Origin of the sequence: Streptomyces sp. NPDC005803, assembly GCF_040630435.1 — a bacterium.
Classification (GTDB): domain Bacteria; phylum Actinomycetota; class Actinomycetes; order Streptomycetales; family Streptomycetaceae; genus Streptomyces.
This window is the reverse complement of sequence record NZ_JBEXXO010000024.1, coordinates 110,635-132,166: the sequence shown is the minus strand read 5'-3', so window position 1 is coordinate 132,166 and position 21,532 is coordinate 110,635. Positions and strand designations below refer to the sequence as shown.

Annotated in this window: 16 protein-coding genes and 1 tRNA gene; 9 read left to right on the top strand and 8 right to left on the bottom strand. The window is 70.1% G+C overall.

The genetic code is table 11. The features are described from left to right. Positions 1–303: 303 nt before the first annotated feature. The 4 genes from tmk to ABZ454_RS29595 all read left to right on the top strand — a co-directional run bounded on the left by tmk (position 304) and on the right by ABZ454_RS29595 (position 7,004). Positions 304–3,582, top strand: a complete 3,279-nt coding sequence (gene tmk, locus ABZ454_RS29610) for a dTMP kinase (protein WP_359542485.1) — start codon at positions 304–306, stop codon at positions 3,580–3,582. Between the two features lie 361 nt (positions 3,583–3,943). Continuing rightward, positions 3,944–5,149: a DNA polymerase III subunit delta' gene (locus tag ABZ454_RS29605; RefSeq protein ID WP_359542482.1), complete on the top strand. Its 1,206-nt coding sequence runs from the start codon at positions 3,944–3,946 to the stop codon at positions 5,147–5,149. 115 nt (positions 5,150–5,264) lie between these two features. After that, positions 5,265–6,812, top strand: coding sequence for an alpha/beta hydrolase (locus ABZ454_RS29600; RefSeq protein WP_359542480.1), 1,548 nt, complete (start codon positions 5,265–5,267; stop codon positions 6,810–6,812). 118 nt (positions 6,813–6,930) lie between these two features. Beyond that, positions 6,931–7,004: transfer RNA gene (locus ABZ454_RS29595), tRNA-Thr, on the top strand. Between the two features lie 128 nt (positions 7,005–7,132). On the opposite strand, the gene ABZ454_RS29590 is transcribed toward ABZ454_RS29595, so the two are convergent. Together ABZ454_RS29590 and ABZ454_RS29585 are read right to left on the bottom strand one after the other, a co-directional pair. Then, on the bottom strand, positions 7,133–8,794 hold the full coding sequence (locus ABZ454_RS29590) for a tyrosine-type recombinase/integrase (RefSeq protein ID WP_359542479.1): 1,662 nt from the start codon (positions 8,792–8,794) through the stop codon (positions 7,133–7,135). Further along, the gene (locus ABZ454_RS29585; RefSeq protein ID WP_359542477.1) at positions 8,791–9,492 is read right to left on the bottom strand and encodes a helix-turn-helix domain-containing protein; all 702 of its coding nucleotides are present in this window, start codon (positions 9,490–9,492) and stop codon (positions 8,791–8,793) included. The genes ABZ454_RS29590 and ABZ454_RS29585 overlap by 4 nt, the downstream gene beginning before the upstream one ends. A gap of 94 nt (positions 9,493–9,586) precedes the next feature. On the opposite strand from ABZ454_RS29585, the gene ABZ454_RS29580 reads away from it, so the two are divergent. From ABZ454_RS29580 to ABZ454_RS29560, 5 genes are all read left to right on the top strand, one after another. After that, positions 9,587–9,817 carry a hypothetical protein gene (locus ABZ454_RS29580; protein WP_359542476.1) on the top strand — a complete coding sequence of 77 codons (231 nt, stop codon included), beginning with the start codon at positions 9,587–9,589 and terminating at the stop codon, positions 9,815–9,817. Between the two features lie 233 nt (positions 9,818–10,050). Then, positions 10,051–11,352, top strand: a complete 1,302-nt coding sequence (locus tag ABZ454_RS29575) for a DUF3631 domain-containing protein (RefSeq protein WP_359542473.1) — start codon at positions 10,051–10,053, stop codon at positions 11,350–11,352. Positions 11,353–11,773: 421 nt separating this feature from the next. Then, positions 11,774–12,628: a DUF2637 domain-containing protein gene (locus tag ABZ454_RS29570; protein WP_359542471.1), complete on the top strand. Its 855-nt coding sequence runs from the start codon at positions 11,774–11,776 to the stop codon at positions 12,626–12,628. Between the two features lie 321 nt (positions 12,629–12,949). Beyond that, positions 12,950–13,510, top strand: coding sequence for a MobC family plasmid mobilization relaxosome protein (locus ABZ454_RS29565; RefSeq protein WP_359542469.1), 561 nt, complete (start codon positions 12,950–12,952; stop codon positions 13,508–13,510). Then, positions 13,507–15,216, top strand: a complete 1,710-nt coding sequence (locus ABZ454_RS29560) for a mobilization protein (protein WP_359542467.1) — start codon at positions 13,507–13,509, stop codon at positions 15,214–15,216. Before ABZ454_RS29565 ends, ABZ454_RS29560 begins: the two co-directional genes overlap by 4 nt. A gap of 43 nt (positions 15,217–15,259) precedes the next feature. Here the strand turns inward: ABZ454_RS29560 and ABZ454_RS29555 are convergent, their stop codons facing one another. The 6 genes from ABZ454_RS29555 to ABZ454_RS29530 all read right to left on the bottom strand — a co-directional run bounded on the left by ABZ454_RS29555 (position 15,260) and on the right by ABZ454_RS29530 (position 21,464). Beyond that, entirely contained in the window at positions 15,260–15,934 is a 675-nt protein-coding gene (locus ABZ454_RS29555; RefSeq protein WP_014046743.1) for a hypothetical protein, read from the bottom strand. A gap of 329 nt (positions 15,935–16,263) precedes the next feature. Beyond that, the gene (locus ABZ454_RS29550; protein WP_359542465.1) at positions 16,264–17,283 is read right to left on the bottom strand and encodes a glycosyltransferase; all 1,020 of its coding nucleotides are present in this window, start codon (positions 17,281–17,283) and stop codon (positions 16,264–16,266) included. Then, entirely contained in the window at positions 17,284–18,576 is a 1,293-nt protein-coding gene (serS, locus tag ABZ454_RS29545; protein ID WP_359542463.1) for a serine--tRNA ligase, read from the bottom strand. Continuing rightward, positions 18,569–19,285: a histidine phosphatase family protein gene (locus tag ABZ454_RS29540; protein WP_359542461.1), complete on the bottom strand. Its 717-nt coding sequence runs from the start codon at positions 19,283–19,285 to the stop codon at positions 18,569–18,571. The genes serS and ABZ454_RS29540 overlap by 8 nt, the downstream gene beginning before the upstream one ends. After that, on the bottom strand, positions 19,282–20,214 hold the full coding sequence (locus tag ABZ454_RS29535; protein WP_359542458.1) for an aminoglycoside phosphotransferase family protein: 933 nt from the start codon (positions 20,212–20,214) through the stop codon (positions 19,282–19,284). The genes ABZ454_RS29540 and ABZ454_RS29535 overlap by 4 nt, the downstream gene beginning before the upstream one ends. After that, positions 20,214–21,464 carry a methionine adenosyltransferase gene (locus ABZ454_RS29530; protein ID WP_359542456.1) on the bottom strand — a complete coding sequence of 417 codons (1,251 nt, stop codon included), beginning with the start codon at positions 21,462–21,464 and terminating at the stop codon, positions 20,214–20,216. The genes ABZ454_RS29535 and ABZ454_RS29530 overlap by 1 nt, the downstream gene beginning before the upstream one ends. Positions 21,465–21,532 lie beyond the last annotated feature (68 nt).

Below are 21,532 nucleotides of genomic sequence, written 5' to 3'. Positions count from 1 at the left end.
CTTCATGGCCCAGCGCCGCCCCGGACCCCGCTCCTCAAACGCCGGAGGGGCTGAAGGGGGCGGGGCTGAGGGGGTGGGGCGGATGGGGCCGGAGGGGTGGACGGGATTCCGGGTGGCTGATCGGGCCGGAGAGTCTGCAGGGGCGGGGCTCAGAACGGCTGGGGGACGGTGCCCGGCGGGTGGGGCGTCGGTGGGCTGAACGCGTGGGGCGGGGGGCGTCCTCTGCCGGTCGGGCGGAGGGGCGACGGTCGTATGTTCGGACGCGGGCCCCGGGCACCGGCCCGCTCCCGATAGGCTGGGCGGATGACGCGAGCCGAGCAGCCAACGGTCGTGAGCCCCACCTCCGACACACTTGCCGCAGACTCACGCGAGCGCGCCGTACGAGCCCTGTTGCGTGTTCCCCCGCTGAAGCGGTTGTGGAGCGCCCAGCTCGTCGGCAGTACCGGCGATGCACTCGCCCTTCTCGTGCTGGTGTTGCTGTCGCTGCAAGCGGCGGTCCTTGAGGGCTCATTCGGATCCGGATACCGCGGGGCGGCCTTCGCCGTCGCCGCCGTCTTCGGGGCCCGGATTATTTCCACCCTGCTCTTCGGAGCCGTACTCCTCGGGCCGCTGACGGCCCTCGCGGCGCCAGGAGGGCCGCTCGACCGGCGGTGGCTGATGATCGGCACCGACGGGCTGCGGCTCGCGCTGCTGGTCGTCGCGCCCCTGTGGATCGACTGGACGCCCGACAACGCGCTCATGATGATCCTCATCACCGTCTTCGTCGCCGGAGCCGGTGAACGCCTGTGGACGGTGGCCAAGGAGAGCGCGGCCCCCGCGCTGCTGCCCGCTCCGCCGATCGAGGGCGCCGCCGTGCGCCCGCTGCCGGACCACCTCGACCCGCTGCGCCGGCTCTCCCTGCGTACGGACTTCGCCGCCGTTCCCGCCGCCGCGGCCGTTCTGCTGGTCGCCACGCTCGTCGGCAATCTGCTGGGCTCGGGCCTGGAGTGGTTCTCCTTCCACCAGGCGGCGCTCGGCTCGTACGTCGCGGCCGGGCTGTTCTCCGCCTCCCTCTCCATCCTGTACTTCCTGGAACTTCCCGGTACGCCGACGCCCCGGCCGCGCTCGCCCCTGGAGGGGCTGCGCCGGCCCGCCGCCGGCAGCGGACCGGACAAGGGCCGCACCGGCGCCGTCCCGCTGCTCGTGGCGACCTGTGCCGCGGTCGCCGGAGCGATCGCGGCCGCCGCGGCCGTCTCCGTACTGCACGCCGCCGACCTCGGCGGCGGCCCCGTCACCCTCGCCCTGCTGATCCTCGCCCTGACCGGCGGTACGGGTGTCGGCATCCGCACCGCGGGGAAGGTGCTGCCCGCCCTGTCGCGGCGGCGGCTGCTCTCCCTGGCCACCGCCGTCACCGGAGTCGCCCTCCTGGCGATGGGCCTGGTGCCGGACACGACGACCGTCGTCCTGATCGCCCTGCTCGCCGGATACGCGGCGGGAGTCGCCGCCAACACCGGCCACGTGCTCGTCGACCAGGAGACCGAGGAATCCCGGCGGTCCCGGACCACCGAGCACCTCCAGGCCGTCGTCCGGGTCCTGATCGCGCTCGGCGCGGTCGGCGGCCCGCTGGTGGCAGCCGCCATCGGCACCCACCGGCTGACCACGGGCGACTTCGTCTTCGCACACGGCGGCGCCGCCTTCACCCTGATGCTGATCGGCGCGCTGCTGCTGCCGGTCGCCGCGATCGTCCTCGCGAAGACGGACGACCGCTCCGGGGTGCCGCTGCGCCGCGATCTGCGCGAGGCCCTGCGCGGCGGCGACCCGGCGGTCGCACCCGCCGCGACCGGCTTCTTCCTCGCTCTGGAGGGCGGTGACGGAGCCGGCAAGTCCACCCAGGTCGAGGCGCTCGCCGAGTGGATCCGCGCCAAGGGCCACGAGGTCGTCGTCACCCGTGAGCCGGGTGCGACCCCCGTCGGCAAGCGGCTGCGCTCGATCCTGCTCGACGTGTCGTCGGCCGGGCTCTCCAACCGTGCCGAGGCCCTGCTGTACGCCGCCGACCGCGCCGAGCACGTCGACTCGGTCGTGCGTCCGGCCCTGGAGCGGGGCGCGATCGTCATCTCCGACCGCTACATCGACTCGTCCGTCGCCTACCAGGGCGCGGGCCGCGATCTCGCGCCGACCGAGATCGCCCGGATCTCGCGCTGGGCGACGAGCGGGCTCGTACCGCACTTGACGGTGCTTCTGGACGTCGACCCCCAGACCGCGAGGGAACGGTTCACCGAGGCGCCCGACCGGCTGGAGTCCGAGCCGCCCGAGTTCCACGCCCGGGTGCGCTCAGGCTTCCTGACGCTGGCCGCCGCCGACCCGACGCGCTACCTGGTGGTGGACGCCGGTCAGGAACCGGAGGCGATCACCACGGTCGTACGCCACCGGCTCGACCAGCTCCTTCCGCTCTCCGAGGCCGAGATCAAGGCCCGGGAAGAGGCGCGCAAGGCCGCCGAGGAGGAGGCCAGGCGCCTCGCCGAGGAGGAGGCCGCGCGCAAGGCGGAGGAAGAGCGGCTGGAGCGCGAGCGCCAGGAGCAGCTCGCCAAGCTCCGCGCCGAGGAGGAGGAGCGCAAGCGCCGCGAGGAGGAGGAAGCGCGCCGGCGCGAGGCCGAACGTCAGGCGGAGGAGGCCCGGCAGCGCGCCGAGGAAGCCCGCCGGGTCGCCGAGGAGGAGCGCGTCCGGATCGAGGCCGAGGAGGCGGCCCGCGAGGCCGAGCAGGCGCGGCTGCGCCGGCAGGCCGCGGAGGAGGCCAGGCTCCGCCAGGAGGCGGAGGCCCGGCGTCTGGAGAAGCAGCGCAAGGCGGAGGAGGCTCTGCTGCGGGCCGAGGCCGCGCGCAGGCAGGCGGAGGCCGAGGCGGCTGCCGCAGCGGAGAGCGCCCGCGCCCAGGCGGCGGCCGCCCAGGCGGAAGCCGATGCCGAGGCGGCTGCGGCCGCGAAGGCCTCACGTGACGCCTCGCCGTCTTCCCCGTCCTCGCAGTCGTCGCGGTCCGGGTCCTCCGCGCCGTCCGTCCCGGACAGCGAGCTGACGGTGCCGACCCCCATCGTCAACCCGAACGAGGTCACGCAGCCGGTGCCCTCCCCGGTGGATCCGTCGTCCGGCTCCGGTCGGCCCCGCGGCGCGTCGGCGTCCGCCCCCTGGCCTTCCGACGAGGCCGAGACGGCGATGATCCCGAAGTTCTCCGACGCGTCCGGGCCCGCCGGTGCCGCGGACGAGACGGCGGTACTCCCGCCGGTACGGGACGCCGGACGTGACTCCGGCCGCGACGCCGACGCCGCGGACCGGGTGCCGCGCGGCATCTTCCGGGACGAGCGCCCGGCGGACTCCGCACCGGAGGGCGAGAACGAGCGCACCCGTGAGCTGCCGCAGATCACCGACCCGTACGCGAATCCGCATACCGACCGGGATCAGCAGGAGCCCTCCGGCCGGTCGCGCCGCCCGCGCCCGGACTGGGCGGAGGAGACCCCGCTGGACGATCTGCCGACGCTGGCGGACGAGCTGCTGGGCGACCACGACGACGAGGGCCCCGAGCCCAAGGGCAGGGGACGCCGCCCGCGCCGCTGACCGGGTATGCCGATGGTCCCGTGCGAACAGCGCGGGACCATCGGCATGCGGGGTCCGGGCAGCGGGTCCGGGCAGCCCGTACGGTCCGGACCCGGCTCGGGCAGCTCCCCCGACGTCGTCCCTCACAGCTGTCTGCCGGGATTGTCAGACCCGTCCCGCACAATGGGAAGCCGGATCGACGACCGTCACCGACAGCCTTGGCGAGATGCCCCCCACAGAGCCGACCGGAACCGAAGAAGAGTCAGACAGCCAGACAGCCAGACAGCCAGACAGAGCCGCACAAGCCTTACAGAGCCACCCCCAGCCGCGCCGCCGTCGCGCGCGACGGCGCGGCCTCACACCACCGGAAGGGCGGTGACCCATGTCCGTATGGGACGACCTGGTCGGCCAGGACCGCGTGCAGGAGCAGCTCGGTGCCGCCGCCCGTGACGCCGACGCACTGGTCACCGCCCAGTCCACGGGGGAGCAGGTGCCGCCGGGTTCGAAGATGACCCACGCCTGGCTGTTCACCGGGCCGCCCGGTTCCGGCCGGTCCACCGCAGCCCGCGCCTTCGCCGCCGCCCTGCAGTGCACCAGCCCGGACCGGGCCCTGGGCGGGGCGCCGGGCTGCGGCTTCTGCGACGGCTGTCACACGAGCCTCATCGGCACGCACGCCGATGTCGACGTGATCCGCACCGATCTGCTCTCCATCGGTGTGAAGGAGACCCGCGAGCTGGTCCGCCGCGCCCAGCTCTCGCCGGCCGTCGGGCGCTGGCAGGTCATCGTCATGGAGGACGCCGACCGCCTCACGGAGGGCGCCGGCAACGTGCTGCTGAAGGCGGTCGAGGAGCCCGCCCCGCGCACGGTGTGGCTGCTCTGCGCGCCCTCGCTGGAGGACGTGCTGCCCACGATCCGGTCGCGGTGCCGCCACCTCACGCTGCGCACCCCGTCGGTCGACGCCGTCGCCGATGTCCTGATCCGTCGGGACGGCATCGACCCGGAGCGGGCGGCCGCCGCCGCCCGCGCCACCCAGGGGCACATCGGCAGGGCCCGCCGCCTCGCCACCGACGAGCGGGCCCGGGCCCGCAGGGCGGCCGTCCTGAAGCTGCCGCTGCGCGTCGAGGACATCGGCGGCTGCCTCAAGGCCGCGCAGGAGCTGATCGACACCGCCACCGACGACGCGAAGCAGGCCTCCGAGGACGTCGACGTCAAGGAGACGGAAGACATGAAGGCCGCCCTCGGCGCCTCCGCCGGGGGTCGGATGCCGCGGGGCACGGCAGGGGTGATGAAGGATCTGGAGGACCGGCAGAAGCGCCGCAAGACCCGTACCCAGCGCGACAGTCTCGATCTGGCGCTCACCGAACTGACGGGCTTCTACCGCGATGTGCTCGCGCTGCAGCTGGGTTCGCGCATCGCCATCGCCAATGCCGACGCCCAGGACTCCCTCGACCGCATCGCCCGCTCGTCCACGCCCGAGCGCACCCTGCGCCGGATCGAGGCGGTGTCCGCCTGCCGCCGGGCTCTGGACCGCAATGTGGCCCCGCTGCTCGCGGTGGAGGCGATGACGATGGCGCTGAGGGCCGGCTGAGGCACCGGTCGCGGCCGGCTGCGGGACGTAACCGCGGCACAGTCCGACCGGCCGCCGAATCACCCGAAAGAGCAGGGAATCGGACGAGCCGACACCCGGCGGCTACGCTCCGGACATGGACACCAGGCGCCCGCTCCGCACCCTCGCCATCGCGCTCGGCACTGCCGGCCTCCTCATCTCCGGCTGCAGCAGCGGAAGTTCCACGACGGGCGCCTCGTCCCCGGCGCAGGCGGCCTCGGCCAGACCCTCCGCCGTGCCGGCGGCGCTGAAGCCGTTCTACGCCCAGCACCTGAAATGGCGGGACTGCGGTGTCACCGGATTCCAGTGCGCCACGATGAAGGCGCCGCTCGACTACGCGAAGCCGGACGGTGCCGAGATCAAGCTGGCGGTGTCCCGCAAGAAGGCCACCGGCCCCGGCAAGCGGATCGGCTCCCTCCTGGTCAACCCGGGAGGTCCCGGCGGATCGGCCATCGGCTATCTCCAGGCGTACGCCGCGATCGGCTACCCCGCCCAGGTGCGCGCCCGCTACGACATGGTCGCCATCGATCCGCGCGGAGTGGCGCGCAGCGAACCCGTCGAATGCCTCACCGGTGCGCAGATGGACGCCTACACGCAGGTCGACCAGACCCCGGACGACGCGGCCGAGGTCACGAAGCTGAGCAGCGCCTTCAAGAAGTTCGCCACGGGCTGCGAGCAGCGCTCGGGCACGATCCTGCCGCACGTCTCCACCGTGGAGACGGCCCGTGACATGGACGTCCTGCGCGCGCTGCTGGGAGACGAGCGGCTGCACTACGTGGGCGCCTCGTACGGCACCTTCCTGGGCGCGACGTACGCCGAGCTCTTTCCCGGGCGGGTGGGCCGTCTCGTCCTCGACGGCGCGATGGACCCCTCGCTGACGTCGGCCGAGATGAACCGGGACCAGACCGCGGGGTTCGAGACCGCGTTCCAGTCCTTCGCGGAGGACTGCGTGAAGCAGGCGGACTGCCCGCTCGGCACCACGTCCGCCGACGCGGCGACGAACCTGAAGAAGCTGTTCAGCGACCTCGACGCGAAGCCGATCGCCACGGGTGAGTCCCGCAAGCTCGGAGAATCCCTCGCCACCACGGGCGTCATCGCCGCCATGTACGACGAGACGGCCTGGCCCCAGCTCCGCGAGGCGCTCGCCGCTGCGAAGGCGGGCGACGGCTCGGGCCTGCTCTCCCTGGCGGACAGTTACTACGAGCGCGAGCCGAACGGCTCGTACGCGAATCTGATGTACGCCAACGCGGCCGTGAACTGCCTAGACCTCCCGCCCGCCTTCGCCACCTCCAAGGCGGTCACCCAGGCCCTGCCGGCGTTCGAGAAGGCCTCCCCGGTCTTCGGCAAGGGCTTCGCCTGGGCCTCCCTGAACTGCGCCTACTGGCCCGTCCCCGCCACCGGCGCCCCGCACCCCCTCAAGGCCGAGGGCGCCGCCCCGATCGTGGTCGTCGGCACGACCCGGGACCCGGCGACCCCGTACAAGTGGGCCCGGTCCCTCGCCGGCCAGCTCTCCTCCGGCACCCTCCTCACCTACGAGGGCGACGGGCACACGGCGTACGGCCGCGGCAGCGACTGCATCGACACGGCGATCAACTCGTACCTCCTGGAGGGCACCGCGCCGGACGACGGCAAGAAGTGCTCCTGACGCCACCGGGCCCGCCGCTGACCAGCGATTACGGCCCTGGGACGGGGCGGTACGGAGCACCCCTCGAAACTGTGTAGACTTGGCGACGCTGCTGATCGCACAATGTGCGACAGGGCGTGCCGCCTTAGCTCAGTTGGCCAGAGCAACGCACTCGTAATGCGTAGGTCTCGGGTTCGAATCCCGAAGGCGGCTCGGATTAACCCCAGGACTCACTCGCCGTGACCTGGGGTTTTTTCATGCCCGGGGCATGCCGAGCCGCACGACGGGGATGCCGTGGAAGTGCTTGCGTGAGCGATGCGTGAGCGGAGCCGTGCGGGGACCTATTTCTTGGGCTTGCGGCGGGTGGCCTTCTTGGCGTACTTGGCCTGGGCTTTCGCCTTGTCCTTCTTCGGCTTGCCGTCCTTGCCAGCGTCGGCCTCCTTGGCCGCAGCCCTCCTGGCCTTCTCCTTCTTCGCGGCCTTGCGCGCGGCCTTCTCGGCCTCGGCCTTTCGCTGGAGGGGGACGAGCTTCGCGGTGGCCTCGGCGGCGCTCTTGCCGACGTGGGGGAGGACGCTCTGGTAGATGTCCCGCGTGATCCGGGTGTCGCTGTGCCCGAGGGTGTCAGACACGATCTTGATGTCAATGTCAGCGGCGAGCATGAGGGTGGCTGCGCCGTGGCGGAGGTCATGCAGGCGGATCGGCGGAAGGCCGGATGCGGCGACGAGCCGTTCGAAGAGGTCGGTGACCTTGCCCGGGTGGAGCCAGGAGCCGTCTTCCTGCGTGAAGACGTGGCCGGTCTCGACCCAGGCCGTGCCCCACTTCTCGCGGGCCTTGTCCTGCCGCTCGCGGTGGCGCTTCAGGACGTCGACGGTGTCGTCGTCGAGTGCGACCACGCGGGAGCCGCTGTCGGTCTTGGGGTCGGACGCTTCCACTTCCCAGCCGTCCTGCACGAGTTGGGAGGAGACGGTGAGGAAGTGGGTGTCGAGATTCGTCTCCGACCACGGCTGCCCGCATGCCTCGCCACGGCGCAGGCCCCGGAAGGCGATCAGGTGCCACATCGCGTACAGCCGGTCTTCGGCGACGAAGTCGAGAAAAGCACCGGTCTGCTGAGGAGTCCAGACCATCACGGGGGACGGCTTCTCGCCCGTCTGCTCCCACTTGGCGACCCGCTCGTTCGTCCACACGAGCGCCTTTGGCTTGCGCACGGGGTCGATCTCGACGTGGGCGGCGGGGTTGAACGTGATGATCTGCTGCCCGATCGCGTCGTTCAGGGCCGCTCGGAGGGTCGCCTTCACGTGCTGACGGGTGGCGGGGCCCGTGATGCGGCGGAAGGGCGGCATCTCGTCGATCGCGGCCTTCATCGCCTTACGGCGGGCACGGTGCTCTGCGCCCTTCCATGGGATGGTCGCCAACTCGTCAAGCGCGGCTCGGCGTTGGGCGTTGTCCTCCAGGATCTGGGCATTGGCGTCGCGGATTTGGGTGAACATCTCGCTGAGGTGGCTGACACGTAGCCGGTCCAGGCGCCGGTTGCCGATGCGCGGCTTCAGGTGGACGCGGATGTCGGTCTCGTAGCGGTTGAGGCCGGACTTGCGTATGCGCTTGCCGGCCAGCCAACGGTCGAGCCATTCGGCGACGGTCAGGCTGCCGATGAGGTCCTGACCGGAGTTGAGGCGCCGCCGCGTCTCCTCGACCTCGGGCAGAGGAGACCGCTCGCGGCTGACCTCGGCCAGCATCTCGGCGATGAGTTCGGTGCCCTCGGGGTCGTCCGAGTCGGCGAGCCCGAGGAGCGCGCGTACGTGGTCGAGATCGGCCTGGGCCGCCTTGAGGCTGCCGTATCCGCCACGGGCGAAGGAACGACGGGTGCCGTCCTCGCGGGGTGAGAGCTCCTGGCGTACGGAGTAGGTGCAGTGGTTCCTGCTGTTGCGCTTGGGGCAGGAGGCGCCGAGTTCCTTGCCGGTCTTCGGGTCCCGGCAGGAGCAGCGGCGGTAGGTGGAGCCCTTCAAAGATCATTCTCCTCGGTGGTGTCGGGGTCGGTGCCGGTCGACTCGATGGCGCTGATGACGTCGGGCCACAGGTGTGGGGGTGTGACGCCCTCTTCCTCGATGAAGGCGCGGACCCGGTGCAGGCGTCTGTTGGCCTTCTCGGCGGCTACGGCGGCCTGCGCCTGGGCTCGCAGGGCCTCGGCCTTTCGATCCGCGTTATGGGCGGTCTTGGCCTGGTAGCGGGCGTGCTCCTCTTCTTGCTGTGCGCGGCGCATCTGCTCCTGCGCGGCGTGGTGGGCCCGGAAGTAGCGGAGCATGTCGTCGTCCGCGCCGAGGTCGGTCTCCTCCCCGGTGAACCAGCGCAGCGCGTCCAGTGACGTGGTCGGGTGTTGGAGAGGGAGGCGTTGTACGTCCTCGACGTAGCCCACGGGATAGAGCAGGCAGATGGGCGGGGTGTTCAGCGCCTCGGCCAGCACCATGACGTCTACCAAGGGCAGGTTGGAGCGGCGCCCGGACTCCATGTTGGCGATGACGTTGCGAGGGATCGGATGGCCGACCTCCTCGCACTTGTCGGCCAAGTCCTGTGCGCTCCAACCCAGTTCCTTCCGTCGTCTGCGGACCTCGGCGGCCACGGTGGCCATGACCTGGTCCACCCACTCCGGGACGTCGTCCCCGTCGTCGGCCTTCTTCTCTCCAGGATGACTACGATGCTGTGTCATGTAGACACATTAGCTCGCTTAGCGTTGATTCCAAGACCTGAAGGCGGGCGCGGAGGTTGCGTTCGCCATGGGCTCAGTCATGGATGGAGTACGCATGCGCGAGAACGAAGACGCCGGACGGGCGAAGGGGATGAGTCGCGAGGAGCTTCTGGGGCTCCCGGCGGCCATTGACCTGGAGACGGGCAACCGGGCGCTGGGGCTCGGTCGGAGCAAGGGCTACGAGCTGGCCAAGCGTGGCCAGTACCCGTGCAAGGTGCTCAGGCTCGGCAACGCCTACCGGGTGGTGACCGCAGACCTGTTGGCCTTGCTGGGGCTGGCCGCGTGAGGGGCCTGGTGCGTCATAGGCCATTCTGCGCTGAGCTGACACAGAAGCGCTGGACTGTGGCATGGCGTGGACGTACTGTCCGTGGCCGCTCGCGGTACCAAAACCCCCGTGAGCACGGGGAGAGCCTCCGGCGGTGCAACGCCGGAGGCCCCGAGACTCCCCAGCAATCCCGTGAGATCCGACCCGGCGGCAGGGGCGTGCAAGCCCGACACCGCCAGACGAGGAGCCGCCCAGTGCAACCCGAGAACCCCGACTCCTATTCCGCCTCCGCCCGAGCGGCCTGGCCCGCCACAGCCATCCCCGGCCGGCCCGGCGCCCACCTGCGCCCCTCCCAGGGCGACGTTTTTACAGCGGACGCGTACGAGGGTCCGGTCGACGGCAGCAGCGAGGCGGACCCGGCGAGGGGCCTGGAGGCCATCCCCGACGGGGAGCCGACGCCGGGCTCGGAGCTACTGGATGAACTCCGCTCCCAGATAGCCCAGTTCGTGATCCCACCCTCTTCCGAGGCGCTGGACGCGGTCACCCTGTGGGTGGCGGCGACGCAGCTCCAGCCCGCGTGGCAGCACGCCCCACGACTGGCAGTGGTGGGTCCTGCGAAGCGGTGCGGTAAGTCGCGGCTCCTGGACGTGCTGACCGAGACGGTCCACGAGCCGATGCTCACCATCAACACCACACCAGCGGCCATCTTCCGCTCGATCAACGAAGAGGAGCCGCCGACGCTGCTGGTGGACGAGGCCGACACCATCTTCGGCCCCAAGGTCGCGGAGAAGAACGAGGAGACACGCGGCCTCCTCAACGCCGGCCACCAGCGCGGCCGGTATGTCACCCGGGTCGTCGGCAACGACCACACCCCGCACAAGTTCGCCACCTTCGCGATGGCGGCCATCGCGGGCATCGGTGACCTGCCGGACACGGTCATGGATCGATCGGTCGTCATCCGCATGCGCCGCCGGGCCGAGGGCGAGAAGGTCAAACCCTTCCGCTCGCGACGCGACATCCCCGCTCTGCACGAGCTACGGGACCGCATCCGCGCCTGGGCCCTCCCACTGCTGGAGGATGCCGCGATCCTGGAGCCGGAGATGCCGGTCGAGGACCGAGCCGCCGACACCTGGGAGCCCCTGGTGATCGTCGCCGACCTGGCCGGCGGCCGCTGGCAACGGCTCGCGCGGATCGCGTGCGCCCGAATGGTCGCCGCCGAGGCGGCGGCCGAGGAGGACCACCCGAGCGGGGCGCGCATCCTCGCCGATATCCGACGGGTTTTCTTCGCCCAGCGAGAGGCGGACAGCCTCTCCACCGAAGACCTTCTGCACCACCTGAACGCGGATGCAGAAGCACCGTGGGGAGAGCGCGGACGCTTCGGGCTGACCTCGCGGGAGCTCAGCGGGATGCTGCGGGACTACGACATCCGGCCCGGCAATGTACGCATGGCCGACCGGACGCAGCGCAAGGGCTACATGCGCAACAAGTTCCTCGACGCCTGGCGACGGTACTGCCCGGCCGTCCACCCGGTCGACGCTCGTCGCGACGAAGACTGACCCCCACCTCACTGGTTGCCGTACTTGCCGTCCCTGCCGTGATCGTGCAGGTCAGGGCATACACCAGCAGGACGGCAGTCGAGGGCAAGACGGCAACGAACGCGCCTGAGCACGTGCAGCCAGCAGAGGGATGGCGTCCTGATCCGTCTTGCCCCGTCCCAGGCGTCCTCGCCGTATCGCCGCAGGTCACAGTCCTGCTTGCCGGGACGGCTGCGATAACGCAGTCGTCCCGGCAGGAGACAAGCCGTCCCAAGGTGGAGCCCGAACCGAAGCCGTCGCCTCCCTATCCCGAATCGGGACAAGACGCTGGCGCTGCCCGCCAGGACGGCACGTCCGGAGCGCTGCCGTCCCGCGCTGACCTGCACGTGCAACGGCCGAGACGGCTAAGACGCCCTACACCACCACCCCCGGGAGCTTCCGCTTGACCGCCCCGCACCTCACCACGCAAGCACCCCAGCCACGAGCCGACGTCCGCAGCGAAAGGCAGCCGACGAAGCGGGTTGACGCCGAGCAACTCGTGCTCGGCGCGGCTGGCCTCGTCATCGTCGCCCTGACAGCCGGAGCGTTCTGGCTCTCCTACGCGCACCTCGCCGACGTCGCCAGCCAACACGGGCTCGGAGCAACCCCCATCCGCCGCTGGGCCTGGCCCGCCACCCTGGACGCGTTCATCGTCGCGGGCGAACTGCTCATGCTGCGCGCAGCGCTGCGCCGCATAACCGACCCCTGGGCAATCGCCGTGACCGTTGCCGGATCAGTCGGCTCCATCGCGTTGAACGTCGCCGGGGTCAGCGGAACGGACAACGCGCGCAGCGTCCCGCTCCTCGACTACGTGGTCGCAGCCGTTCCTCCGGCCGCCGCGATGGGCGCCTTCGGCGTCCTGATGCGACAGATCCACCAGCTCGTCGCACCGCCCGACGACTCCTCGGACAGGAGCTCTGTAAAGGCGCAGGAACGATCGGTCGGCGACATCAACCACAGCCACCGGCCAGACGCCGCTCCTGATAGTTCGCCGGTCTCCGGTGACGAGCGGACGGAACCTGCGCCCCAGGTTCCGGAGAGCAAGTCGAGCGGTGGTCGTCCGCCGAAAGCGACCATCGCGGAGCTGGCGGACATCGGACGGACGACCGGTCATCAGCACGGCAAACTCACGCGCGGCCTGCTTCGAGCGGCAGTGAAGGACCGGGACCTGACGATCGGCAGTGAGCGGCAGACCGAGGTGATGGAACTACTTCGGCCGGAACTCGAAGCAGCCGGCATCGAGGTCTCCAGGCGCTGACCCCGGCCTGCTCGGGTGACCGGAACCCTTCCGGTCACCCGAGCATCGGCCAACCCGCCGCAGATTTCCACACCTGTGGACAACGCGACGACCGCGCCGCGCAAGCATCGCCACCCCGCACGCCCAGCCGTACATGGAGTATCTCCCTTGACGCACAACCAGCACCTGCCTGACGGCACCCCCGCTGAGCCACCTACGTCGCCGCAGTCCCCTACGCTGCTGGAACGTCTACGGCGGGCGTTCGGACGGACGGCCCCTGGCGGAGCCAGTAGTACCCCGAGTCCGACTCAAGGACGGTCTTCGGGGGTCTCCGCCCCAGGGGTGGCCGAGACGGCCCGGCGCCAAGTGGCGCCGGGCCGGGAGGTCGGAGCCGAGGGCGGCCCCGACCAAAACGAGCTCCATACCGTCCAGCAGCAGATCCTCCACCCCACACCCACCACCGAGCCGCCAACAGGTGAGCGAGAAGCGCAGAGCGTCCAACCGGCGATCCGTCGTTTCACCGGCACCAAGCGGACCGTCCGCGTCGGACCGCTGCGGTTCACCGGCGACGAGCACGCCAGCCTCCAGGAGGCCGCCGGTGAACACGGCTACAAGGGGGAATCCGGCTTCGCCGCCGACATCGTCCTCGCCTTCATCACCGGTCGGTTCACCGCGAACCTGCCGCTGTCCGAGGACCGTCGCCGCACCCACATGTTCCGCGCCCAGGTGCTGCGCGAACTCAACCGCATCGGCGTCAACGTCAACCAGATCGCCCGCGCCCTCAACAGCGACCTCACCCCACCCGACGTACGTCACCGCCTCGACGAGCTGCACCACCTGCTGGAACTGATCGCCGAGGCCCTAGGAGAACCCGCCGACCCCAGGAAGGACCAGGCCGCGTGATAGCCGCCATCAAGCCGACTGGGGCCAACACCCGTGGCCTGCTCGCCTATCTCTACGGCCCCGGTCGGCACGACGAACATCTTGATCCGCACATCGTCGCGGGCTTCGCCATGCTCGGCATGCCCGATCCCGGCCGGAACCCCGACGCCACCCTCACCCAGCTCACCCGCCACCTTGACGAGCCCGTACGGCTCCGCAACAGCGAGTTCGGAAAGAAGGTCACCGATCACGTCTGGCACTGCCCCGTCCGAGCAGCCCCCGAGGACCGGCCCCTCTCCGACACGGAGTGGGCCGACATCGCACAGCGGATCGTCGAAGCCGCAGGCATCGCACCACCCGGAGACGACCTGGCCTGCCGGTGGATCGCAGTACGTCACGCGGACGACCACATCCACATCGTCGCCACCACCGTCCGCGAAGATGGCCGCCGTCCCAAACTCCACGACAGCGGCATCCGCGTAGGCGACGCCTGCCGCCAGGTCGAAAAGGACTACGGCCTACGCCAATTGAAGATGGGCGACCGCACCGCCGGACGCCGCCCCACCCAGGCCGAGATGCACAAGGCCGAACGCCTCGGCTGGGAGCAGACCAGCCGCGATTGGCTCCAGGACCGCATCCGCGCCGCCATCCCCCACGCCGGCAGCGCTGATGAACTCCTCGCCTACCTCGAAGCCGACGGCATCGCGGTCAAGCCGCGCCGCGGACCGTCCGGAGACCTTCTCGGCTACGCCGTCGGCCGCCCCGGCGACCTCAACAAGGCCGGCGAACAGATCTTCCACCCCGGCGGCAAGATTGCTCCCGACCTCACCCTCCCCAAGCTGAAGGCCCGCCTGGAAACCACCGCGCCAGAGGAACACCCCACCGCACGCCGAGAGCGCCGCACTACCCCCTGGCACCGGGCCACTGACGCTCTCGACATCCTCCATGTCGGCATGGCCGACGACTCCCACGCTCAGGCCCACATCACCGCGCTCGGCGAACTCATCGAGGCCACCGCCCAGAATGCCCCCGCCCACTTCCACGCCGAACTGCGAGCCGCTTCACGGGCGTTCGTCCGTGCTCAGCGCTCCCAAATCCGAGCCGAGAACCAGGTCGCCCACACCCTGCGCACGGCGGCCCGCGACATCGCACACACCGCCACCGGCCCCGACGGCAGCGCCCTGGCGACCCTGCTCGCCGCCCTCGTCTGGGCCACCGTCGTCGCCGCCCGCTGGCACGAAGCGAAGAACCACGCCCACCAGGCCGAAGCCGTCCGCCAGGCTCTCCACCACCTCCAGACCGTCACCGACCGAGCCCTCACGCCCGTCATCGACAGCCTCGCCACTCGCCATCCGAACGACCAGGCCAGTCGCTCCCTCGTCCGCGATGTCCGCGCAGCCATCCCCGACTACGCCGACCGCATCCTCACTGACCCTGCCTGGCCGGCCCTCGCCACCGTTCTCGCCGATGCCGAAGCCGGTGGCCACACACCCCACCAGCTCCTTAAGGAAGCAGCCGCCCAGCGCGAACTACACACCGCCCGTCAGCCCGCCCGCGTCCTGATCACTCGCATCCAACACACCAGCCGGAATCCCGTGCCCAACCGCCGGGCGGAGGCTGCTCGCCGGCGCTCGACCATGACGCCTTCGGTGTCGGCTCACCTGAATCCACAACCTGCAGCGGCACCCCCGGCACCCGCCGAACGGCAGTTCGGACGGCGCCGATAAGTCCCAGTCGGTCTGACCGACGGCGACACGAACGGCCAGCCCTTCAGGCACCCAGCTCTTCCTCCATCGCCACGGCCACGGCTGGCCAAGGTGCCTTCAGCTCGCCGAACAGCCGCCAGTAGCGGTACGACGCGCGAACCAGGGAACTGACGCCCAACCTCGCCACACCAGGATCGACCGTTGCGATCACTCGGCGAGTGATGCCGCCTGCTCCTCGCGAGGCGGGACGGATGCCGTGCCCGAGGAGGAGAGTGGCGGTGCGGACGGCATCCAGGGTCGGTGGTGGGGCCAGGGATGAGAACCTGCCGAATACGAGATCCCTCCACCCCAACCGAGTCCGTGCCCAGGCCAGGCGCTCAAGACCGGTACCGAGGTCCACGGCCAGACGGGCAGGGTTGTCGGCGTTCCACAGGAGAACGATGTCACCGACAGGCAGGTCCAAGTGCTTGAAGCGAAGTGTGATGCCCTCGACTTGGCGGCGCTTCCAAGTGGTCAGTGTGCCGTGGACGCTGATGTGGCGCGCGTGGAAACCGAGTCGTGACAGCACGCTGAACCAGCCGTCCAAGATTCCTCCGTACTCGTCCATGTGCTGGATCGGCTGGACACGGGAGACGTTGACGAACGAGGTCAGGAACCCTGGCCGAAGATCACCCGATGTGTCGCGCTGCCCGGTGAAGCGGACAACGGGCTGAGGCAGGAAGCCGCTGCGGTAGGTCACCGGACGCCCGTCCTTGAGATAGGGATCGAGGGCTTGGACTGCCGAGATCGTCAGCTCGGTCTCGCGGCCCCACCGAAGCGGCAGACAGGTGTCCTGCGGGACGCCTAGCGCCGCGAAACCCGTCGTGAGCCCCGCCAGTAGTTCCTCCCACGACGGCGCCTGACGAGGCGGACGGTATGGGGAGCCTCTGTGTGCGTGCTCGATCTTGACCTGTCTGTCGGAGACGGTGAACTCCCAGTGGGCCCCGAGGATGCGCTGAAGGACCTCAGGTATGAGGACGCCTGAAGGAGGTGAAGGCACGAACGGGCGTTCTCTGGGATGACTCGACATCACGGCCGACTCGCCATCGCCCTGAAGTGGCGGGCCGGATCGAAGCGGTCCATCCCGATCTCCTGGACCTCCGCGTACTTCAGGTCCTCAGCCTTCTCGATCGCCCGCGCGAGGAGTTCCGCTGCCGTCTCGTCGTCCACGACAGGGTCGGCCACCGCCACCACGCCGGTCTGATCGCACAGAGCGGCTTGGGCGCATGTGCCCTCACGCCAGGTGAGCGCGGCCATGGGGGTGCCGGCGCGGAGAGACTCGCCGAAGACCGCGGCGCCGGCCTCCACGTATGCACGGGCGTAGGTGTAGACGAAGACGGAGGCGTCGCGGATAGCAGCTGTCTTAGCGGGGCCGCCGAGTTCACCGACCCACTTCACGTGGTCCGCGCTGAAGAGGCGTTGGTGGCGTCGTACGTACGCGTCGTCGAAGACGGGTCCGACGATCTGGATCCGGCGTCCGAGGATCTGGGCGGCTCGGACGGCGATGTGCGGGGCCTTTTCCTCGTCAATCCGGCCGAGCCATACGAGGTCGCTACCGGCGACGGCGGGCGGCTCTTCCTCGTCCAGGCCGAGGTGGACAGCGAGTTCGGGGATCGGTCGGTGGGCTGCGTACCGCTCGATCATCTCGGGCGAGTAGCAGTAGAGCCGTGACCGCTTGCCGTCGAAGGCCGTGTCCGCGTGCTGGAAGACGGGCGAATGCTGGAACGTGGCCATGTCGCAGTCCAGCTTGTTCCAGGTACGCGTCCAGGCCGGCAGCGACGGGTATTCGTGCCCGACGACCAAGAGGTCGTATCCGGCGCTGCGGAGCTCGCGCTCGGCGAGCGATCCGGGAGTGAGGTCCTCCAGGCGGACCGGCTTACGGACCCAGTCGTGCTCCAGGTCCGTGAGCCAGCCCGGCCCGAGGAGGTGTACGTCGGCGCCTGCGGTTCGGGCGCCTACGGCGACCGCCCACAGCCATCGTTCGATCCCGCCGTATCCGGCGGGTGGAAAGGCGTAGCTACCGGGGAAGTCGCAGACGCCGACGAGCACTTATGCCTCCGGTGTTCCGTCCGCCGAGAGTCGGCGGAAGCCGAGGTACGGGAAGAGAGATTCAGGGAGGACGAGCGAGCCGTCCTGCTGCTGGCACTGCTCAAGGAGCGCGGCCAGGGTGCGGCCGACGGGCAGGCCGGACCCGTTGAGGGTGGCGACGAGCTTGGGCTTGCCGTCCTCACCGCGGGTGCGGATGTTAGCGCGGCGGGCCTGGAAGGTGCCGAAGTTGGAGATCGAGGAGATCTCCCGGTAGGTGTTCTGGCTCGGGATCCAGACCTCGATGTCGTACGTGAGCTGGGCGGAGAAGCCCGTATCGCCGGCGGCCAGCTTGACCACGCGGTAGGCGAGGCCGAGCTCCTTCAGGCACGCCTCGGCGTGGCCGACCATCGTCTCCAGCTCGGCGTCCGCGGTCTCCGGGTCGACGATCTTGACCATCTCGACCTTAGAGAACTGGTGCTGGCGGATCAGGCCGCGGGTGTCGCGCCCGTACGAGCCCGCCTCCGAGCGGAAGCACGGGGTGTGCGCCGTGAGGGCCAGGGGCAGCTCGGCGGGCGGGATGATCTCGTCGGAGTAGAGATTGGTCAGCGGGACCTCGGCCGTCGGGATGAGGAACAGGTCGCGATCGGCGGCGCCGGTCTTGAACAGGTCCTCCTCGAACTTCGGCAGCTGGCCGGTGCCGGTCATCGTCTTGCGGGTCACCAGGTACGGGACACCGTGCTCGACGTAGCCGTGGCGGCGCGTGTGAATGTCGAGGAAGAGCGTGGCCAGCGCGCGCTCCAGGGCGGCGCCAGCGCCGCGGGAGACCGCGAAGCGCGAGCCGGACAGCTTCGTGGCGCGGGCAAAGTCGAGGATCCCGGTGGCCTCGCCCAGGTCGACGTGGTCCTTCGGCTCGAACGAGAACGCCGGCGGGTTGCCGACGCGCCGGATCTCGACCGCGAACTCCTCGGAGTCGCCGTCCGGGGCCTCGTCGTCGGGGAGATTCGGGATGGTCAGCAGGAGCTCGGTGAGCTCCTCCTGGACCTTCTCCTGCGCGGCCTCGATGTCGCGGATCTGGTCCTTCAGCTCGCGGGCGCGCTCCTTCAGCTTGGAGATGTCCCCACCCTGCTTGGCCGTCTGCTGGACCTCGCTCGCCACCCGCTTGGACTCCGCCCGCAGCTCGTCGGCCGAGCGGATGCTCTGGTTGCGCCGGGACTGGAGGTCTTCCAGCCGGGACAAATCCAGGGCGTAACCGCGACGAGCGAGCCGACGTACCGCTTCGGCACCCATTTCAATCAGGGCGCGGGCATCATGCATGAGGAAGATCCTTCTTATCCGGCGAGTGGGATGGGGATACCGCATCGACGGTAGCAACCGCCGACCCCTCACCGATCCGCAATATCGACGCGTCACCATCGGCGGTGATCTCGCGCAGAGTGGCCGATTCAAGATCATCCAAGAGCTCCGTGACCAAGAGGGAAAGATCGTCGTCGCCGATGGCGAGCGGCTCGATGTAGGGAGCCTCGGGGAAGAACAGCGGCATGGCCTCGCCGGCCGCGCGATCTCCATGCCAGTGGAGGACGGAAACCAGCAGGCCGTGCCCGACCAGGACGCGGGGCGCTGGGTGCTCCAGAGCGGCGAGGACGCCGGTGAGCAGCCTACGTATGCCCCCGTGCTGAGACTCCGCGGCGCCCGGCGGGCGCTGACGAGGACCGTGCTCGTCGAGCCAGGCCGCATAGTCGAGGAAGGGCTTGCCCTCGAGCTCCCCGTAGTCGAGTTCGTTCAGCCGGGCGTCTACAACCAGCTCGGGCGAGGGGACACCCATGAGTAGCGAGGCGGTCTGCCGAGCCCGTGGAAATTCGCTGGTCAGCCAGGTGGCCACGGAATGGAGCGGGAGGACGTTCCACGCACGGCCGAGTGACTGGCGGCCTTCGTCGGTCAGGAGGATCTGCTTGGTCGGGTCGCCGTTGACGAGGTACCGCTTGCTGTAGTCGGTCTGGCCATGGCGAAGGATGTACGTCGTCACGATCCACTCCGAGGGGTCGTCGCTGTCGCCAGAAGATCGCTGAGCACGGTGGCCATGAACGTGGCGCGTGCGTCGCCGGACTCCACGTAGAAGAGGAGGCCGTGGACCGCCAGGAGTCGGCACCAGGGTGCGAGCACGGGGACGGGGATCCGAGACGTACGTGAGGCGACGGCCAGCCGTGCGGTCGTCCCGCGTCCGAGCTCGTAGTAGACGGTCCAGAACGCCCAGTCGAACGCGGGATCGCCCACCATGGGGAGCGGATCGATCAGCCGGGGGTGTCCCCGCCAGTCGAACAAGACGTTCTCCCGGTACAGGTCGGCGTGCAGCACCGTCGCTCGGCGGGAGCCCTCCTCCAGATCGGCGACGGCTGCGAACCCTGCTTCGACGAGGGGATGCCAGCCACCAAGGTCGAGTTCGCGCATCCGCCGCTCGATCTGCGGACGCACTTCGTGGGCGAGGTAGTCGGTGAGGAGTGGAAGCTGCTCCGACCGGAGTCTGTCGCGCCCCAAGGTGTGGAGCCCGTGGACGGCCGCCGCCACCATTTGGAGCTCCCGCCGCGGCCGATCCGCGCCGCCGGGTTGCCCTCCGATGACTTCGAGCGCGGCCACGCCCAGATCGTCCGCGGCCTCCACGACCTCCGCCGTCGGGCCACGGGCCCAGAGCCGTGACGCTTCCACCTCATGGCGAAAACGAGATGGATCAACCCATGCTTTGAGGAGCAGCGGACGCCCGTCGGGACGGGCCGCGGTCGCGATCACCGAGGCGTGACCGGCGTCGTGGTACGCCACGAGCGTCAGCTTCCACCTCCCTGCCGCACGTGCCAGCAGCCCCGGGACAGCGTCGAGCCACGGCTTGACCGCGGGCCCGTAGTGCGCGAGCAATCGTTGTCTGCACCCCGCGGGGATCTCTCCGAGCGTCCGCCTCGTCATCAGCTCAGCTCGATCCCGTCCGAGACGAGCTCATCCGTCAGGGCGGGGAACTCGCCCAGTACCTCCGCGACGAGGGCCTGCACCTTGTCGACCTCGGCGTCCGGGGCGGAGAGGCGGACGAGGATGCGCCAGGGTTCGTCCAGACGCTGGCCGGTAGTGCTGACCAGATGCACTTCCGCATGCCCGTCGGTGTTCTCGTGCAGGCGGTGGGCCAGGCGCTGCGCGGCGATGTTGTAGAGCTTGCCGACGTGGTAGACGGGGTTCTTGCCGTTGGCGCCCTCCAGGTTCATCGGCCGCAGCGGCGTGATCAGCCCGTTGACCCGGTTACCGCGCCCGACGACGCCCTCGTCCCCCGACTCGATCGAGCTCCCGGTGTAGGTCAGGTACAGCTCGTCCTTCTCCGGGACGTCGCGGGCGTTGAGCCGGAAACGTGCCTGAGCGTCCGGGAGCCGGATGCCGGCCAGCCGGTGGCACTCGGCGAGGACGGTCTCCTTGTTGCGGATGTACTCGGCCCGGCTGGCGACGAGCCGCGACTTCTGCGGCACGCACAGGACGATGTCGGCTTCGTCGCCGTCCCAGAAGCCCATGAGCTTGACGTCGGCGCCGCACCACGCGTGGGAGAGGGTGAACTCGCTCTCGCCGGAGAAGTGGTTCACCAGGTCGCGGACGAACGACTCGAAGGCGTTCTCGGGGGCCCAGCCGGTCCCCAGCGACGTGTCGTTCGAGAGCCGCACCCGGCGCTCACGGAGGTCGTCGACGGAGCGGGGATTGAACCAGCGCGTGCGGTCGGGGGTCCCGTCGCCGGTGAGGACCGCCCCTGGGCTGGAGTTGCTGGTGATGTTGAAGACGATGTCGAGGTGGTCCGACACCTCGGGAAGCCGCTCGGCGAAGAACGCCCGCACCTCGGCCTCGACGATCTCCTCGACCGGGATCGTCTCGCCCCCGCACATCGGTGCCGCGCGACCGTTGACCAGGACGCGGACCGGGGCGGTCATCTCGCCTGCTCCGTAACGGACTTCGCTGGCGCCGCCGAGGAGAGCGAGCTTGTCGAAGTTGTGGTGCAGCACGGCGCCGAAGCGCGCGACGGTGTGGTGGCTGTAGGCGCGGGACAGCCGCTCGGCGAGGTGATCGGCGAGGGTGTCCGGGTGGCCGAGGCCCTTCCGCTCGACGATGGTCGTCGCGTCCGGTCTGGCCATGGCGGTGTCGATGACGAGGTGACTGTTGCCGATGATCGTGCTCGTACGAGGCATCACGAACTCCCGTTCAGGGGTGGGAAGAAGGAGATGAGCGCAGGCGTCAGCACGCCTGGACGAGCGGT

What these genes read in the sequence shown, in the direction of transcription:
- ABZ454_RS29605 (WP_359542482.1), top strand. Translation starts at nt 3,944, where the DNA reads ATGTCCGTATGGGACGACCTGGTCGGCCAGGACCGCGTGCAGGAGCAG.
- tmk (WP_359542485.1), top strand. Translation starts at nt 304, where the DNA reads ATGACGCGAGCCGAGCAGCCAACGGTCGTGAGCCCCACCTCCGACACA.
- ABZ454_RS29535 (WP_359542458.1), bottom strand. Translation starts at nt 20,214, where the DNA reads ATGACGAGGCGGACGCTCGGAGAGATCCCCGCGGGGTGCAGACAACGA.
- ABZ454_RS29580 (WP_359542476.1), top strand. Translation starts at nt 9,587, where the DNA reads ATGCGCGAGAACGAAGACGCCGGACGGGCGAAGGGGATGAGTCGCGAG.
- ABZ454_RS29530 (WP_359542456.1), bottom strand. Translation starts at nt 21,464, where the DNA reads ATGCCTCGTACGAGCACGATCATCGGCAACAGTCACCTCGTCATCGAC.
- serS (WP_359542463.1), bottom strand. Translation starts at nt 18,576, where the DNA reads ATGCATGATGCCCGCGCCCTGATTGAAATGGGTGCCGAAGCGGTACGT.
- ABZ454_RS29585 (WP_359542477.1), bottom strand. Translation starts at nt 9,492, where the DNA reads ATGACACAGCATCGTAGTCATCCTGGAGAGAAGAAGGCCGACGACGGG.
- ABZ454_RS29600 (WP_359542480.1), top strand. Translation starts at nt 5,265, where the DNA reads ATGGACACCAGGCGCCCGCTCCGCACCCTCGCCATCGCGCTCGGCACT.